Source organism: Cupriavidus sp. GW823-FHT07B10 (genome assembly GCF_058794355.1).
This window is the reverse complement of sequence record NZ_JBXAGS010000015.1, coordinates 60,024-75,685: the sequence shown is the minus strand read 5'-3', so window position 1 is coordinate 75,685 and position 15,662 is coordinate 60,024. Positions and strand designations below refer to the sequence as shown.

Genomic DNA, 15,662 nt, shown 5'->3' with positions numbered 1-15,662 from the left:
TTAATCTCATTCAAGGAGACATCAACATGGCAAACCAACGCAACGTCGGCTTCATCGGCCTGGGCATCATGGGCGCACCGATGGCGGGCCACCTGCGCGCCGCCGGCCACACGCTGTTCGTGCATGACGTCAACCCGGCCCCGCAAGCGCTGGTCGATGCAGGCGTGACCGTCTGCACCAGCGCCGAGGAAGTCGCCAAGCGTGCCGACATCATCGTCATCATGGTGCCGGACACCCCGCACGTGGAAGCCGTTCTGTTCAGCGAAAAGGGCGTGGCCGCCGCGTTCAAGGCTGCCGGCAAGGAGGCCAGCCACAGCAAGATCGTGGTCGACATGAGCTCGATCTCGCCGATCGCCACCAAGGACTTCGCCGCGCGCATCAACAAGCTGGGCGCCTCGTACCTGGATGCTCCGGTGTCGGGCGGTGAAGTGGGCGCCAAGGCTGCTTCGCTGACGATCATGGTCGGCGGCCCGCAGGAAGCCTATGACCAGGTCAAGCCGCTGTTCGACCTGATGGGCAAGAACGTCACGCTGGTCGGTGGCAACGGTGACGGCCAGACCACCAAGGTGGCCAACCAGATCATCGTCGCGCTGAACATCCAGGCCGTGTCCGAAGCCCTGCTGTTCGCCTCCAAGGCCGGCGCCGATCCGGCCAAGGTGCGCCAGGCGCTGATGGGCGGCTTTGCGGCTTCGCGCATCCTGGAAGTGCACGGCGAGCGCATGGTCAAGCGCACCTTCGACCCGGGTTTCCGCATCGAACTGCACCAGAAGGACCTGAACCTGGCGCTGCAGGGTGCCAAGGCACTGGGCGTGGCACTGCCCAACACCGCCACCGCGCAGGAGCTGTTCAACACCTGCGCCGCCAACGGCCTGGGCAAGCAGGACCATTCGGCCCTGTGCCGCGCGATCGAGATCATGTCTAACCACCAGATCGCCAAGTAAGCAGCAACCACGTCGTCCCCGCCCTGCGGGGACGACTAGCTTTCCCCGTCAGCACCAGGACTTTTCATGCTCGCCACCGAACCTCAAGCCGCCCTGCTCTCGCCCCAGCGCGCCGCAGCGCATCCCGCACAGTCCGACGCGCGCGCGCTGTTGCGCGACCTGCTCGACACCGCGGTCGCTTCCGTCAGCGCCAGCCATTGCCTGCCGCCGCACCTGCCCACGCCGCCCAAGGGCCGCACGGTGGTGATCGGCGCCGGCAAGGCCGCTGCCGCGATGGCGCAGGCGGTCGAGGCGAACTGGCAAGGCGAGCTGTCGGGCCTGGTGGTGACGCGCTACGGCCATGGCGCCGATTGCCAGCGCATTGAAGTGGTCGAAGCCGCGCATCCCGTTCCCGACGAAGCCGGCCAGCGCGCCGCGCAGCGCATGGTGGAACTGGTGCAGGGCCTGACCGCCGACGACCTGGTGCTGTGCCTGATTTCCGGCGGCGGCTCCGCGCTGCTGGCCGCGCCCGCGCCGGGCCTGACGCTGGCCGACAAGCAGGCCGTGAACAAGGCGCTGCTCAAGAGCGGCGCGAGCATCGGCGAAATGAACTGCGTGCGCAAGCACCTGTCCGCGCTCAAGGGCGGACGCCTGGCGCTGCACTGCGCCCCGGCCCGCGTCGAGACCCTGCTGATTTCCGATATCCCCGGCGATGACCCGACCCTGATCGCAAGCGGCCCGACGCTGCCCGACGCGACCACCTGCGCCGACGCGCTGGCCGTCATCGCCAAGTACGGCATTGAAGTCCCCGCCAACGTGCGCGCCCACCTGGAGAGCGGCGCCGGCGAAACGCCCAAGCCCGGCGATGCCCGCTTCGAAGGCCACCGCAACGTGACGCTGGCCACCGCGCAGCAATCGCTGGAAGCCGCGGCCGCGCGCGCGCGTGAACTGGGCTACGAGGCCCATATCCTGTCCGACTGCATCGAAGGCGAAGCCCGCGAAGTGGCCGAAGTGCACGCTGCCATCGCGCGCCAGGTGGCGCAGCGCGGCCAGCCCTTCAGCAAGCCCTGCGTAATCCTGTCCGGCGGCGAGACCACCGTGACCGTGCGCGGCAAGGGCCGCGGCGGGCGCAATGCCGAGTTCCTGCTGGCCCTGGCGGTGGCGCTCGACGGCCTGGCCGGCGTGCACGCAATTGCCGGCGACACCGACGGCATCGACGGCTCCGAGGACAACGCCGGCGCGCTGCTCTCGCCCGACACCCTGACCCGCGCCGCCGCGCGCGGTCTGTCGGCGCGCGCGCACCTGGACAACAACGACGGCTACGGCTTCTTTGCCGGCGTGGGCGACCTGATCGTCACCGGCCCGACCCGCACCAATGTGAATGACTTCCGCGCCATCCTGATTGTGTAGGTCCTGCAGTCGTCAGCGCAGTACCGCCATACCGAAGCAGTCGTTCACCTGAACAGCATTACCCGGCGCGCCACATGGCGCGCCGTCCGAGAATGGAAGAGGAGACATCATGAGACGCCAGCGCAAAGCGAAGATCGTTGCCACGCTTGGACCCGCAAGCACCGACATCGCGGTGATCCGCGAACTGTTCGAGGCGGGCGCCGACGTGTTCCGGCTGAACTTCAGCCACGGCACGCACGAAGACCACCGCGCGCGCTACGACGCCGTGCGCAAGATCGAGGCCGAAACCGGCCGCCCGATCGCGATCCTGGCCGACCTGCAGGGCCCGAAGCTGCGCATCGGCACCTTCGCCGCCGGCAAGGTCGCGGTGCGCGCGGGCGATGTATTCGTGCTCGACAGCGATCCCACCCCGGGCGACGGCACCCGCGTCTACCTGCCGCACCCCGAACTGTTCGCCGCCGCGCAGCCGGGCCAGTCGCTGCTGATCGACGACGGCAAGGTACGCCTGTCGATCGAGGCGGTGACCACCGGCACCATCACCACGCGCGTGGTCAACAACGGCACGCTGTCCGACCGCAAGGGCGTGAACGTGCCCGACGCCGTGATCCCCATCCCCGCGCTGACCGAGAAGGACCGCAAGGACCTGGACTTCGCGCTGTCGCTGGGCGCTGACTGGATCGGCCTGTCGTTCGTGCAGCGCCCGTCCGACATCGTCGAAGCGCGCGAGATCGTCGGTACCCGTGCCGGCATCCTGTCCAAGATCGAGAAGCCGGCCGCGCTGCAGCAGCTCGAAGAGATCGTGCGCGTGTCCGATTCCGTGATGGTGGCGCGCGGCGACCTCGGCGTGGAACTGCCGCCCGAGCGCGTGCCCGGCGTGCAGAAGCGCATCCTGCGCGTGTGCCGCCAGCTGGGCAAGCCGGTGGTGATCGCCACGCAGATGCTGGAATCGATGATCGACTCGCCGGTGCCGACCCGCGCCGAAGCGTCGGACGTGGCCAGCGCCATCTATGAAGGCGCCGACGCGGTGATGCTGTCGGCCGAGTCGGCCAACGGCCGCTACCCGGTGCCGGCGGTGTCGATGATGAACCGCATCGTCACCGAGGTGGAACGCGACCCGCTGTACCGCAACCTGCTCGACGCCCAGCACGAGACCCCGCTGAACACGCGCCAGGATGCGATCTGCGCGGCGCTGCGCGAAGTCACGCAGATCATCGGCGCCGTCGCGACCGTGACCTACACGTCCTCGGGCGCCACCGCGCTGCGCGCCGCGCGCGAGCGGCCGTGCGCACCGATCGTCAGCATCACGCCGAACCTGGAAATCGCGCGCCGCCTGGCCATTGCCTGGGGCGTCCACTCCACCGTGAGCCCGGATGTGCAGAGCGTGGATGAAATGGTCGAAGCCGCCACGCGCGCGGCGGTGGCCGAAGGTTATGCCGTGCCTGGCGACCAGATCACCATCGCCGCGGGGATGCCGTTCGGGCAAGGCGGGACCACCAACCTGCTGCGCGTGGCTGAAGTTGGCGCCGGCGCGGTGGCAACCGCACCGGCTGCGCGCGAGGCCGCCTTGGCCTGACCGCGCAGCTTGCGTTCCCGTCCCGGAACGTTCGCGTCATCACGGAACCGGGTGCAGACCCGGTTTCTTTGTTTTGCCGCACACCGCCTGCGTTGCCCGTCTCCAGGGCGAGTGGGTGGTGTTTTTTTGTTTGGGCCTGGTGTCCGGCACCGAAAACAGCAGCTGACACCGGATTGCTATACTGCTTGCCATCCTCCCACCCCGCAATTTCCCCTCCCCCCCGGAGTCCCCCATGCGCCTAGATGACGAAGCCGAAAGCCAGCACGTTGAAGACCGCCGCGGCGGATTCGGCGGTGTCGGCGGCAAGACCATCGGCATCGGCACGGTCATCGTCGCGCTGGCGGCGTCCTATTTCTTCGGCATCGACCCGATGCTGATCATGCAGGGCGCCTCGGTGCTGCAGGGCTCCGGCCCGCAGCAGCAACAGCAGCAGGCGAACCGCCCGCCGGCGACGGATCAGATGACGGTGTTCACGCGCAAGGTGCTGGGCAATACCGAGCGCACCTGGCAACACATCTTTGAAGCCCAGCTGAACCGCCGCTATGCGCCCCCCACGCTGGTGCTGTTCTCGGGCGCCACACCCACGGCATGCGGCACCGGCCAGTCGGCGATGGGTCCGTTCTACTGCCCCGGCGACCAGAAGGTCTATATCGACCTGGCCTTCTATGACGAGCTGCGCCAGCGCTTCGGCGCCAGCGGCGACTTTGCCCAGGCCTATGTGATCGCGCACGAGATCGGCCACCATGTGCAGAACCTGCTGGGCGTATCGGACAAGGTCGACAGCGCGCGCCGCCGCATGGGCGAGGCGCAGGCCAACCAGCTCTCGGTGCGCATGGAACTGCAGGCCGACTGCCTGGCAGGTGTCTGGGCCGCCACCGCGCAGCGCGCCAACCAGCAATTGCTGGAGCCCGGCGATATCGAAGAAGGCCTGAAGGCCGCCGCCGCGATCGGCGACGACCGGCTGCAGCGCCAGTCGCAGGGCTATGTCGTGCCGGAGGCCTTTACCCACGGCTCCAGCGAGCAGCGCGTGCGCTGGCTGCGCCGCGGCATCGAGTCCGGCGATATCCGCAAGTGCGATACCTTCGCCTCGCGCGACCTGTAAGCGCAGGCTCCACCCCCGACGTGGGAAGGGTGCCGACAATGTGATGTTTGCGTTGCCCGGACTTTGTTCCCTGTCTATAATCGCCGGCAAGGCCGCATTGCGACGGCCAGTCGCCGGCGTCGATCCTCACCGATCCTTCCTGCCGCAGCGCCGGGTTCTCCCCTCAGGACCCCTGCAAGCGCCGCGGTGCACGCCGGCCCCGGTCTGCGGGCCACGCGCCCCCTGACCGACAGGCGACCCGACACGCGGCCAGATCTGCACCATCAGCAACATCGGCCCGGCTTTGCCGCGACTCGACGCCTCTTGCCGCTAAGCCTTGCGGCGTCTCCACACCCAAGCCGTTCCGTTCCAACCGCACCGGAGCCACGGCCGATCTTCACTTGCCGTGCGCCCGTGCCAGCCCTGACCTGACATGGCGTCGTTTTTCCTGAAGCGCCCGGCGTTTGCCTGGGTGCTGGCCATCCTGACCGTGGTAGCGGGCCTGGTGGCCCTGAACCGCATCCCCATCGCCCAGTACCCGGCGGTGGCGCCGCCCACGGTGATCGTCTATGCCGATTACCCGGGTGCGTCAGCGCGCACGGTGGAGGACCGCGTCACCGCGGTGCTGGAGCAGCAGATGCACGGCATCCCCGGCCTGCTCTACCTGGATTCCAGCAGCGAGGGCGGCACCGCCACGGTGACGCTGGGCTTCCGCCAGGGCACCGACCCGCAGCTGGCGCAGGTCAACGTGCGCAACCGCGTGGCGCAGGCCGAGCCCTTGCTGCCCGAGGCGGTGCGCCGCGGCGGCGTCTATGTCGACCAGGCCAGCAGCAGCGCCTTCATGTACGTGTCGCTGGTGTCCGACAGCGGGCAACTGGACGAGACCGCGCTGGGCGACTTTGCCGCGGGCTCGGTGCTGCCGCTGCTGCGCCGCCTGCCCGGCATCGGCAAGGCCGAGCCATACGGCGCCGAGTACGCGCTGCGGATCTGGTTCGATCCCGACAAGCTGCACGCCTTCAACCTGACCACGGCCGAGGTCGAGGCCGCCATCCGCGCGCGCAACGGCAACGTGACCCCCGGCCAGCTGGGCGCCGCGCCGGCGCTGCCGGGCCAGCCGTTCCAGGCGATCGTGCGTCCGCCCGCGCCGATGAGCGATGCGCAGGCGTTCGGGCGCATCGTGGTGCGCGCGGCCACCGACGGCTCGGCCGTGCTGCTGCGCGACGTGGCGCGGGTGGAGCTGGCCGCCAGCGACTACCGCTACGGCTCCACGCTGAACACGCGCAACGCCGCGTCGATCGGGCTGAAGCTGGCCGACGGTGCCAACGTGCTGCAGACCTCGCGCACCGTGCGCGCCGCGCTCGATGCCGCCAGCAAGGGCTTCCCCGGCGACGTGCGCTATGAGATCTCTTACGACGGCGCCACCTTCGTGCAGGCGTCGATCTCGCGCGTGGTGCTGACGCTGGTCGAAGCCACGGTGCTGGTATTCCTGATCCTGTACCTGTTCCTGGGCAACCTGCGCGCCACGCTGATCCCGTGCATCGTGGTGCCGGTATCGCTGCTGGGCACGGTCGCGTGCCTGTATGCGCTGGGGCTGTCGCTGAACGTGATCACGCTGTTCGGCGTGGTGCTGGCGATCGGCATCCTGGTGGACGACGCCATCGTGGTGGTCGAGAACGTCGAGCGCATCATGCGCACCGACGGCGTGGGCGCGATGCAGGCCGCGGCGCGCTCGATGCGCGAGGTCTCGGGCGCGCTGGTGGCGGTGACGCTGGTGCTGTGCGCGGTGTTCGTGCCGATGGCGTTCTTCGGCAGCGCGGTGGGCGTGATCTACCGGCACTTCGCGGTGACGCTGGCGGTATCGATCGCGTTCTCGCTGTTCTTTGCGCTGACGCTGGCGCCGGCCATGTGCGCCAGCCTGCTGCGCCACAGCGCGGCGCCGGCGCGCGGGCCGCTGGCCTGGTTCGATGCGCGCTTTGCCGCCTTCACCGGGCGCTATGCCGGCTGGGTGCAGGCGCTGCAGCGCAGGCGGCTGCGCTGGCTGGCGGTCTACCTGGCGTTGACGCTGGCATGCGGCTACGCCTTGTGGAAGATGCCCAGCGGCTTCCTGCCAGAAGAGGATACCGGCGAGATCGTGGTCGATGTCGAGCTGCCCGCCGGCAGCACGCAGGCCGACACGCGCCGGCTGGTGGCCGGGCTGGAACAGTGGATGCGCGACCAGCACTACCCGGTGCATTCGAGCTTTGCCGTGCTGGGCTGGTCCAGCGGCGGCAGCGGCGAGCAGCGCGCCAGCCTGTATATCGGCCTGACCGACTGGAAAGCGCGCGGACGCAAGCACACGGCCCAGGCCGTGCTGGAGCGGCTGTCGGCCGGGCTGGAAACCTGGCCAGGCCGCGGCGCGGCGCAGCTGTTTGCGTACAACAGCTCGGCGCTGCCGGAACTGGGCAGCATCGGCGGCCTGGACATGCGCCTGGTGGCGCGCCAGCCGGTGGGGCGCGAGGCGCTCTTCGCCGCGCGCGACAAACTGCTTGAGCGCGCCAGGCAGGACCCGGTGCTGGGCGAGGTGCGCGCCACCACCGGCCAGCCGGTGCCGGCGCTGGACCTGAAAATCGACTACCGCAAGGCCGAGGCCTTCGGCGTCGATGCCGATACCGTGCACCACACGCTGTCGGCCACGCTGGGCTCGCGCTATATCGACGAAGTCGCGCGCGAGGGCCGCGTGCGCCGCGTGATCCTGCAGGCCGACGCGCCGTTCCGCATGCAGCCGGACCAGCTCGCGCGCGTGCACGTGCGCAACGCACAGGGCGCGATGGTGTCGCTGGCCGCGTTCGCCTCGCTGGAATGGGGGCGCGGCGAGGTCACGCTGGAGCGCTTCGACGGCTTCAGCTCGGTGCGCATCAATGCCGAGGTCGCGCCGGGCCACACCACCGGCGCGGCCATGACGCGGCTGGCCGAACTGGTGCGCGAGCTGGGGCCGGAATACGACGTGCGCTGGACCGGGCGCGCCTTCGAGCAGGAGCAGACCGGCACGCAGGCGCCGTGGCTGTTCGCGCTGTCGCTGCTGTTTATCTTCCTGTGCCTGGTGGCGCTGTATGAAAGCTGGACCCTGCCGCTGGCGGTGATCGCGATCGTGCCGACCGGCCTGATGGGCGCGGCCGCGGCGATCTGGCTGCGCGGCATGCCCAACGATGTCTACTTCAAGGTGGGTGTGGTGGTGATCATGGGGCTGGCGGCCAAGAACGCGATCCTGATCGTCGAATATGCCGAGCAGTTGCGGCGCAGCGGCGCGGGCATGGGCGCGGTGGAGGCCGCCACGCGCGCGGCGCGCCAGCGGCTGCGGCCGGTGGTGATGACCTCGCTGGCCTTTGTGCTGGGCGTGGTGCCGCTGGCAATCAGCACCGGCCCGGGCGCGGGTGCGCAACAGGCGGTCGGCACCGGCGTACTGGGCGGCATGCTGGGTGCGACGGTGCTGGGTACGCTGGCGGTGCCGCTGCTCTATGCCGCGATCGCGCGCAGGTTGCCGCGCGCGCAGCCGGAGCCCGGACACGACTCGACCGCCACGCAGCCGCCTTCGGCATGAGGAGCATGCCTGCGCGCTAACGCGGTCACGAGCCGAGGGAAGAGAAAAGCGCCTGCCTGGCGAAGAGAGAAGGAGGAGGAGGTCAGCCGGGCAGGCGGGAGAGAAAACTTGCGGCCACCGCAGTGGCCGCACGAGGTCTTTGGGAAGACCTGCGAGGATCAGACGCGATAGCCGTACAGCGAGCCGTCACCGGTGCGGGAATTGTCGAGCGCACGATCGGCAATATCACCGGTGAAGGTGTGCGCACCTTCGCTGAAGGTATCGAACTTGTCCTTCTTCGAGATCTCGCCGCTGAAGCTATGCGAGCCTTCGGTGAAGCTGTCGAACTTGCCGTCGCGGCGCGAGCCTTCCGAGTACGGGTCGAAGCGGCCGGTGCGGGCTCCGTCCGTGTATGTATCGAACTTGCCTTGCTTGGCGCCGTCCGTATACACATCGTACTTGCCGGCCTTCAGCGCATCGGCGTACACATCAAACTTGCCAACCTTGCTGGCAGCGGGGGCAGCCAACGCCACAGCGGACGCGGCGACCGCCGCGAACACAAGCGCGCCGCCAAGGATACGTCTGGCGATCATTTGGGACTCCTTCAACTGATTTCGTCGTTCTTTCTTGTATGGACCGGGATGAGACTCCGGCCGCCCTGCAATCTATGTTGCGATGCGAGCACGGACTGAAGATTAGTCACAGTCCGCGCAAGCAGAAATACCGCTGCGACGAATGGTGCGTTGCGAGTCGTGAAACGTCTGGCTTGCCGATGAATGGTGTCGATGGATTGCCGGGCACACGCGGCGCAGGACGCGCCTGCGTGGCCCCGGCAGCACGCCTCAGGCGGCTGGGATTTGGCTCAGGATGCGGCTCAAAGCGTGTACTGGCCGCTGGCTTCCGGCTGGAACGCGATCCCGGCGACACTCACCTGCTGCTCGCGGCCGTCGGGCAGCCGGTAGCTGACGGTCTGGCCGGCGCGCGCGCCCAGCAGCGCCTGGCCCACCGGCGACAGCACCGACAGCCGGCCGGCATCAAAGTCGGCCGCGTCGGGGTACACCAGCGTCCAGTTGCGCGGGGCCTGCTCGCCCGGCAGGTTGCAGACCAGGCGCGTGTTCATGGTGACCACGTCGGTCGGGATCTCTTCTGGCGCGACGATGGTGGCGCGCGCCAGCAGGCTGTCGAGCATGTCCTCAAGCTGCGCCGAGCCGGCGCGGCTGGCGATGCGCTCCAGGCGGGTCACGTCGAGTTCGGTCAGGTACAGGGTGGCGGTATTCGTTTTGGTGGCCGTCATGGCGGGTCCTCCGGCAGTCGGGTGGTTTGGCGCGGCCCGGCCAGCATGGCAGGCGGCGGCGGTCAGGTCTTGCACGTTGGCATGCCGCGCAGCAGCGCGGACATCAACGGATCGGCGAAAGCCTTGCGGCAATTGCCGGCAACAACGGAAACGCTGGCTCAGGCCCGGTTCGGCCCGGGCCCCGCTTGTGGGAGACGAATCAGGCTGGGAACCGGGCGGAATCAGGCGGTGCGCTGATCCGGCGGGGAGAGACCGCGCGCGTGGCGCGCTGGGGCAGGATGTTGGCCGTGACGATCGCGCACGCGTGCGCGCGGCCGGTCCGCATCAGGCGGACAGGCGCATCGGGCATCGGCGTCAGGCGATCAGTCATGGTCATGCAGAAGGTTTGATCAGGGGCAGCGGATGGTTCTCTGAACAGGCGAGCCGCGTAAGTCGTTGCTCACTACGTCGCTCACTGGCTGCGCTGCCGCCGGGGCCCGTGCACCGCAGTGGTGCGATCACGGGAATAGCCATCGTAGCACAGCGACGCGCCTGCGCGCCTCACCCATTGGCAGCATGCCCGGCCTCGTGCGCGCCCGCATGGCATTCACAGGCCGCGCCGGCCGCGGCCTGCTGCAGGTTCTGCAGGATGCCGCACTCACTGGCGGGCTGGTGGTGGTGACAGGTCTCGCGCAGCGCGCGCAACTGCCCCTCAAGCGCCTCCAGCGCCACCCGCTGCGCATGGATCTGCGCGATCTGGCGGTCCAGCAGCGTATTGATGTCGTCGCAGTCCTGCGACGGATTGCGCTCGAACTCGCGCAGCCGCCGCACATCCGACAGGCCCATGCCGAGCGAGCGGCAGTGGCGCACGAAATTCAGCTGGACCAGGTGGCCATCGTCATAGCGGCGATAGCCGTTGGCCTCGCGCCGCGGCGCGTCGAGCAGGCCTTCGCGTTCGTAATAACGGATGGTCTCGACATCGCAGCCGCTGGTACGGGAGAGTTCGCCGATGCGCATATTGTTTCCTCTGTGCCCTGGCAATCCCAGTAACCACTACAGGGTTGGCGATAGTGTAGGCCAGTCCTGGCTAGTGTGCAGAGGCGGCGGATTCGCCGCCTGGCTCGCGATTCCCGGTCCGGGTTGAGCAGCGCCAGGGCAACTGGTTGCACATGGTGTGGTATCCCTCATGCTTGAGGCCTGCGCCACGGCGCATCCTGTAGAATTCCTTGAACACTTACTGACAAGCCGTCCTCACGTGCGCTCCATCTGGCTTCTGCTGCTGATCCTGATGCTGGCCTGCCTGCCTTTCCAGGGCTGGGCGGACACGTTCGCGCACGCCATGGCGTCCCCTGCCGATACGGCGGGCGCACCGGCCCCCACCGCTGGCAGCGCCGACCTCGACGACACTGCCGCCATGGGTGACCAGCCATCACCCCTCTCCGAAACCACCGAGCCGCAACTGCAGCCCGGTGCCGACCTCGCCGAGCAACTCCTGCCGGCACCTCCGTTGCGCTTTGCGGCCTGGTCCGGCCGTGTGGCGCCGCCGCGCTATGCCGGCGTTCCGCTGCCCGACCCCGACCTGCCGCTGTTGCCGCGTCCCCCACGCGCCTGAATCCCGCTGGCGCGGCCTGGCCGCGCTCGCCCGTTCCTGCGTGCCGTGCCCCGGCGCGCGCCTGCGGCCCGTCCGCGTCTTTCCGCCGTACTGCTCCACCACATACTCATGAAACGCGTATTGCTTTTCCTGGCGACCAACCTCGCCGTCATGCTCGTCCTCAGCATCACCGCCAGCGTGCTGGGGGTGAATCGTTACCTGACTGCCAATGGCCTGAACCTGGGCACCCTGCTCGCGTTCGCCGCGCTGATGGGCTTCGGCGGCGCCTTCATCTCGCTGCTGATGTCCAAGACCATCGCCAAGTGGTCCACCGGCGCGCAGGTCATTACCCACCCCAGCACCAGCACCGAGCTGTGGCTGGTGCAGACCGTCGAGAAGCTGGCGCAGCGCTCCGGCCTGCCCATGCCTGAAGTGGCCATCTACGACGGCGAGCCCAACGCCTTCGCCACCGGCGCGACCAAGAACAGCTCGCTGGTGGCGGTGTCCACCGGCCTGCTGCAGTCGATGTCGCACGACGAAGTCGAAGCGGTGCTAGCGCACGAGGTGGCGCACGTGGCCAATGGCGACATGGTGACGTTGACGCTGATCCAGGGCGTGGTCAACACGTTCGTGATCTTCCTGGCGCGCGTGGTCGGCTACTTCGTCGACTCGATGTTGCGCAAGAGTGACGAGGAGTCGAGCGGGCGGGGCATCGGCTACATGGTCACGGTGGTCGTCTGCGAAATCGTGTTCGGCATCCTGGCCAGCATCATCGTGGCCTGGTTCTCGCGCCACCGCGAATTCCGCGCCGACGCCGGCGCGGCCGGCCTGATGGGTTCGCCCACGCCGATGGTGGCGGCGCTGCGCCGCCTCGGCGGCCTGGACCCGGACGGCCTGCCGCAGAACATGCAGGCGATGGGCATCGCCGGCGGCAAGTCGTGGCTGGCGCTGTTCTCGAGCCATCCGCCCATTGAGCAGCGCATTGCCGCGCTGCAATCCGCGCGCTGAAGCCCGGGGCAAGCAATGCCCCCGGCGCCGGGGCCTGACACTGGCGCGGCGCCGGCTACCTGACAGGGAGTTTTCGATGCGATCGAGCGTGCTGGAACCGACAAGCCCCGCGTGGCGCGACACGCTGGCGCGATGTCGCCATGATTGCTACCACACGCCTGGCTGGCATAATGCCGCCGAGCGCAGCGACCACGGCAGCGCTGCCGCGGTGCTGGTGCGTGACGGCGCCCACGAGTTGCTGGTTCCGCTGGTGCGCCGGCCCATTGCCTGCGGCAGCTGGGATGCCACCTCGGCCTATGGCTACGGCGGCCCGGTGTTGAGCACCGATGTCCCGGCCGGGTTTGCCGAGGAGGCACTGGGCGCGGCGCTCGCGCTGCTGCGCGAGTGCGGCTGCGTGTCGTGGTTTATCCGCCTGCACCCACTGCTCAATGCCGACTGGAACAGCCGCCTCGGGCTGGTGATGGATCAGGGCGAGACGGTATCCGTCGACCTGACCAAGAGTGCCGAGCAGCTATGGCACGAAACGCAGGCGCGCCACAGGCTGGGCATCAACCGCGCCCGGCGCGCGGGCGTGAGCGCACGCCTGGACCGTGATTTCGCCATGCTGCCGCGCTTTATCGCGCTGTACAACGCGACCATGGCGCGTTTGGGCGCGTTGCCCTACTACTTCTTCGACGCGCAGTACTACCGCACCCTGGTGCGCGCGCTGGGCGACGACCTGCTGCTGTTCGTGGCGGAGGAAGACGGCCGCATGATCGGCGCGGCGCTGTTCACCGTGGCCCGGGGGACGGGCATCATGCAATATCACCTGTCCGCCTGGGACTGGGCGTACCGCCACCTCCAGCCGACCAAGACCGTGATCCATGCCGCGCGCGAATGGGGCCGCACCAACGGCCTGCACTACCTGCACCTGGGCGGCGGGCTGGGTTCGGCCAAAGACTCGCTGTATGAGTTCAAGCGCGGCTTTTCGCACGATACGCATGTGTACCGGACCCAGCGCCTGGTGGTGGACCCCGACCGGTACGTGGCGCTGTCCGGCGGCGACAAAGCCACGCTGGATGACCTGGGTGGCTTCTTTCCGGCTTACCGGCGCCCGGGCGCGCGCTTCGGGCCGCCGCAGGCGGATGCCGGCGACAACGTGCCGGCGCTCGCGGCATTCAAGACCGGGACCTGAAGCCGGACTGCTGCGGCGCTAGTCGACCACCCGGCCCCGCAGCACCTTGAGCTGACTGCGCTGGCTCTTGGATTCCAGCCGGCGCCGGCGTGATGCCAGCGTGGGCCGCGTGGCACGGCGCACGCGCGGCGGCGTGGCCACGCTGCGCACCAGTTCGTGCAGCCGCCGCACCGCTTCGTCGCGGTTCTGGTCGAGGCTGCGGAACTGCTGCGCCTTGATCACCACCACGCCGTCGCGCGTGATGCGGTGGTCGTGCAGCGCCAGCAGGCGTTCCTTGTGGTCGGGCGCGAGCGAGGAGGCATGCACGTCGTAGCGCAGGTGCACGGCATTGGACACCTTGTTGATGTTCTGGCCGCCCGCACCCTGCGCCCGGATCGCCGTGATCAGGTATTCGTGATGGGGGATGACGAGGTCGTCGGTCATGGTGGGATCATAGCAAGCGCTGGTGGCACTACCGCCACGCATAGCCGATGCCAACCCCGTAAGTGACCTGGTTGCGCGTGCCGCGCTGGGTCACGATGGGGCTGTCGGCGGCATCGCCGGTCAGGCGCTGGCCGTACACCATCGCCCCCCATACCAGTGCTTGTCGAACTGGTAGAGCAACGCCAGCCAGCCGGTGAACTGTTCCAGGCCCCCGCCCGGGCTATAGACAGGCAGGCCGCTGGCCGCCGAATCCGACGGGGTGACGCCGAAATAGGTGCGGTTGAAACTGCCGCTGACCCACGTCGCGCCCAGGCCGGCTCCCGCATAGACCCGCGGGTGCAGCGGCACCCACAGCGAACCCGTTGCAGCGATATGCGTGCCGCCGTAGATGATGCCGGCATTGGTCATCACGTTGACGCCGCCGCGCAAGCGCCAGGGGACACGGCCCTGGTTCAGGTATTCATAGCCGACGTAGCCGCCGGCCTCGAACGTGGTGTCGATCTCGTGCAGGCGCGAGACCACCGGATCGTCAACGTCGTTGCGTCCAAGGCGCAACCCCACTGCCGGTCCCCACTGGAAACCGGTTAGCCCGCCAAAGTTGAACTGCGCATACGGGCCATACCATTCCAGCAGCCGGCCGCCCGGCGTGACATAACGCAGGCCCGGCACCACGCCGATCATGCGGTCCTTGCCGCCGGCAAACTCGGTGGTAGAGCCAATGCCAAGCCCGGCCATATTGGGGAGCGAACCCGGCAGGCTCAGCGGCGCAGCGGACACCGAGGTTGCTGCGCCGGCGAGCAACAGTGCTGCCAGCACGCCGCCCAGCTTGCGCAGGGGCGTTGTCGAAATTGCCATGTTGGTTTCCGGGAGCGCGGCACACGGCCCGCCGCGCGAGATTGCGTGGATCGAGTGAATCTATCAGCACTGTCGCGCGGCACGGCGAGGTGCGTGCTGAGAGTTTTCAGGGCGCGATTTAAAGCCGCGCCCGCTGTGCTGACCCGCTGATGTGAAATGTTCCGGCGCGGTTCGGGCACGCTGCGCGCAGCCGACGGCAGCCGCATCATGTTCCAGCGCATCGGCAACAGCACCCTGGCGCTGGTCGACTACTTCTCCGCCGCCGACCTGCTGCTGCGCACTGCGTTGCACCTGAGCGCCGTGCTGGCCGCCAGCGCGCTGGCGCTGGCGTTGCTGATGTGGGTCACCTTGCAGGGCATCGGCAAGCTGTTCTCGCACTGCCTCGCGCGCGGCGAAGCGCTGCGCGCGCTGCCCGAGACCGACGCGCTGACGGGCCTGACCAACCGCCGCGAGTTCGAGGCGCGCTTCGGCATCGAGTACGAGCACTGCCTGCGCGACAAGACGCCGATGTCGATGCTGATGATCGATATCGACCGCTTCAAGCGCATCAACGACAACTGGGGCCACGCCAGCGGCGAACGCGGGCTGCGGAAGCTGGCCAGTGTCATCGCACTAAACTTCGGGAGGAATTTTGGCGCGCCCGGCTGGGATCGAACCAGCAACCCCTGCCTTCGGAGGGCAGTACTCTATCCATTGAGCTACGGGCGCACAGGACGGTTTTGCAACCGGTTTGTGGGTACAGCGGTTGCGGCGGGCGAGTGCCGCCGCAGGAAAGTCGTATAGGATACCGCGTTTGCC

The 15,662-nt window shown here is 68.5% G+C and carries 13 protein-coding genes, 1 tRNA gene and 2 pseudogenes; 9 read left to right on the top strand and 7 right to left on the bottom strand.

Annotated features, from left to right (window positions below; genetic code table 11):
- Positions 1-26 precede the first annotated feature (26 nt).
- The 5 genes from glxR to AC1Q6V_RS25710 all read left to right on the top strand — a co-directional run bounded on the left by glxR (position 27) and on the right by AC1Q6V_RS25710 (position 8,561).
- The gene (gene glxR, locus AC1Q6V_RS25730; protein ID WP_010812149.1) at positions 27-941 is read left to right on the top strand and encodes a 2-hydroxy-3-oxopropionate reductase; all 915 of its coding nucleotides are present in this window, start codon (positions 27-29) and stop codon (positions 939-941) included.
- Positions 942-1,007: 66 nt separating this feature from the next.
- The gene (locus AC1Q6V_RS25725) at positions 1,008-2,330 is read left to right on the top strand and encodes a glycerate kinase type-2 family protein (RefSeq protein WP_058698091.1); all 1,323 of its coding nucleotides are present in this window, start codon (positions 1,008-1,010) and stop codon (positions 2,328-2,330) included.
- Between the two features lie 109 nt (positions 2,331-2,439).
- Complete coding sequence (gene pyk, locus AC1Q6V_RS25720; RefSeq protein ID WP_439668354.1) at positions 2,440-3,903, top strand: pyruvate kinase; 1,464 nt, start codon at positions 2,440-2,442, stop codon at positions 3,901-3,903.
- Positions 3,904-4,135: 232 nt separating this feature from the next.
- Positions 4,136-5,005, top strand: a complete 870-nt coding sequence (gene ypfJ, locus AC1Q6V_RS25715) for a KPN_02809 family neutral zinc metallopeptidase (protein WP_010812152.1) — start codon at positions 4,136-4,138, stop codon at positions 5,003-5,005.
- A gap of 412 nt (positions 5,006-5,417) precedes the next feature.
- Entirely contained in the window at positions 5,418-8,561 is a 3,144-nt protein-coding gene (locus AC1Q6V_RS25710) for a multidrug efflux RND transporter permease subunit (RefSeq protein WP_011616211.1), read from the top strand.
- A 158-nt stretch (positions 8,562-8,719) separates the two neighbouring features.
- On the opposite strand, the gene AC1Q6V_RS25705 is transcribed toward AC1Q6V_RS25710, so the two are convergent.
- The 4 genes from AC1Q6V_RS25705 to AC1Q6V_RS25690 all read right to left on the bottom strand — a co-directional run bounded on the left by AC1Q6V_RS25705 (position 8,720) and on the right by AC1Q6V_RS25690 (position 10,830).
- Complete coding sequence (locus AC1Q6V_RS25705) at positions 8,720-9,133, bottom strand: hypothetical protein (RefSeq protein ID WP_010812154.1); 414 nt, start codon at positions 9,131-9,133, stop codon at positions 8,720-8,722.
- A gap of 281 nt (positions 9,134-9,414) precedes the next feature.
- Positions 9,415-9,834 carry a nucleoside diphosphate kinase regulator gene (rnk, locus tag AC1Q6V_RS25700; RefSeq protein ID WP_010812155.1) on the bottom strand — a complete coding sequence of 140 codons (420 nt, stop codon included), beginning with the start codon at positions 9,832-9,834 and terminating at the stop codon, positions 9,415-9,417.
- Positions 9,835-10,033: 199 nt separating this feature from the next.
- Positions 10,034-10,210, bottom strand: coding sequence for a hypothetical protein (locus AC1Q6V_RS25695; protein WP_161940226.1), 177 nt, complete (start codon positions 10,208-10,210; stop codon positions 10,034-10,036).
- A gap of 164 nt (positions 10,211-10,374) precedes the next feature.
- A complete protein-coding gene (locus AC1Q6V_RS25690) occupies positions 10,375-10,830 on the bottom strand; it encodes a Cd(II)/Pb(II)-responsive transcriptional regulator (protein WP_013958354.1) in 456 nt (151 codons plus the stop codon).
- Positions 10,831-11,068: 238 nt separating this feature from the next.
- Between AC1Q6V_RS25690 and AC1Q6V_RS25685 the strand changes: the two genes are divergently transcribed.
- From AC1Q6V_RS25685 to AC1Q6V_RS25675, 3 genes are all read left to right on the top strand, one after another.
- The gene (locus AC1Q6V_RS25685) at positions 11,069-11,425 is read left to right on the top strand and encodes a hypothetical protein (RefSeq protein ID WP_439668356.1); all 357 of its coding nucleotides are present in this window, start codon (positions 11,069-11,071) and stop codon (positions 11,423-11,425) included.
- Positions 11,426-11,533: 108 nt separating this feature from the next.
- Positions 11,534-12,412, top strand: a complete 879-nt coding sequence (htpX, locus tag AC1Q6V_RS25680; protein WP_058698088.1) for a protease HtpX — start codon at positions 11,534-11,536, stop codon at positions 12,410-12,412.
- Between the two features lie 88 nt (positions 12,413-12,500).
- A complete protein-coding gene (locus AC1Q6V_RS25675) occupies positions 12,501-13,586 on the top strand; it encodes a GNAT family N-acetyltransferase (RefSeq protein WP_234788233.1) in 1,086 nt (361 codons plus the stop codon).
- Positions 13,587-13,604: 18 nt separating this feature from the next.
- Here AC1Q6V_RS25675 and arfB read toward each other — a convergent pair whose 3' ends face one another.
- Both arfB and AC1Q6V_RS25665 read right to left on the bottom strand, forming a co-directional pair.
- On the bottom strand, positions 13,605-14,009 hold the full coding sequence (arfB, locus tag AC1Q6V_RS25670; protein ID WP_058698089.1) for an alternative ribosome rescue aminoacyl-tRNA hydrolase ArfB: 405 nt from the start codon (positions 14,007-14,009) through the stop codon (positions 13,605-13,607).
- Between the two features lie 28 nt (positions 14,010-14,037).
- A pseudogene (locus AC1Q6V_RS25665) lies at positions 14,038-14,690 on the bottom strand (MipA/OmpV family protein).
- Between the two features lie 330 nt (positions 14,691-15,020).
- Here AC1Q6V_RS25665 and AC1Q6V_RS25660 point away from each other — a divergent pair.
- A pseudogene (locus AC1Q6V_RS25660) lies at positions 15,021-15,422 on the top strand (diguanylate cyclase domain-containing protein); the annotation flags it as partial.
- 74 nt (positions 15,423-15,496) lie between these two features.
- Here the strand turns inward: AC1Q6V_RS25660 and AC1Q6V_RS25655 are convergent.
- Positions 15,497-15,572: transfer RNA gene (locus AC1Q6V_RS25655), tRNA-Arg, on the bottom strand.
- Positions 15,573-15,662 lie beyond the last annotated feature (90 nt).

Bases quoted from the DNA above. Each gene is read 5' to 3' on its own strand.
- arfB (WP_058698089.1), bottom strand. From the start codon at position 14,009: ATGACCGACGACCTCGTCATCCCCCATCACGAATACCTGATCACGGCG.
- pyk (WP_439668354.1), top strand. From the start codon at position 2,440: ATGAGACGCCAGCGCAAAGCGAAGATCGTTGCCACGCTTGGACCCGCA.
- AC1Q6V_RS25725 (WP_058698091.1), top strand. From the start codon at position 1,008: ATGCTCGCCACCGAACCTCAAGCCGCCCTGCTCTCGCCCCAGCGCGCC.
- ypfJ (WP_010812152.1), top strand. From the start codon at position 4,136: ATGCGCCTAGATGACGAAGCCGAAAGCCAGCACGTTGAAGACCGCCGC.
- AC1Q6V_RS25695 (WP_161940226.1), bottom strand. From the start codon at position 10,210: ATGACCATGACTGATCGCCTGACGCCGATGCCCGATGCGCCTGTCCGC.
- AC1Q6V_RS25705 (WP_010812154.1), bottom strand. From the start codon at position 9,133: ATGATCGCCAGACGTATCCTTGGCGGCGCGCTTGTGTTCGCGGCGGTC.
- htpX (WP_058698088.1), top strand. From the start codon at position 11,534: ATGAAACGCGTATTGCTTTTCCTGGCGACCAACCTCGCCGTCATGCTC.
- glxR (WP_010812149.1), top strand. From the start codon at position 27: ATGGCAAACCAACGCAACGTCGGCTTCATCGGCCTGGGCATCATGGGC.
- AC1Q6V_RS25710 (WP_011616211.1), top strand. From the start codon at position 5,418: ATGGCGTCGTTTTTCCTGAAGCGCCCGGCGTTTGCCTGGGTGCTGGCC.
- rnk (WP_010812155.1), bottom strand. From the start codon at position 9,834: ATGACGGCCACCAAAACGAATACCGCCACCCTGTACCTGACCGAACTC.
- AC1Q6V_RS25690 (WP_013958354.1), bottom strand. From the start codon at position 10,830: ATGCGCATCGGCGAACTCTCCCGTACCAGCGGCTGCGATGTCGAGACC.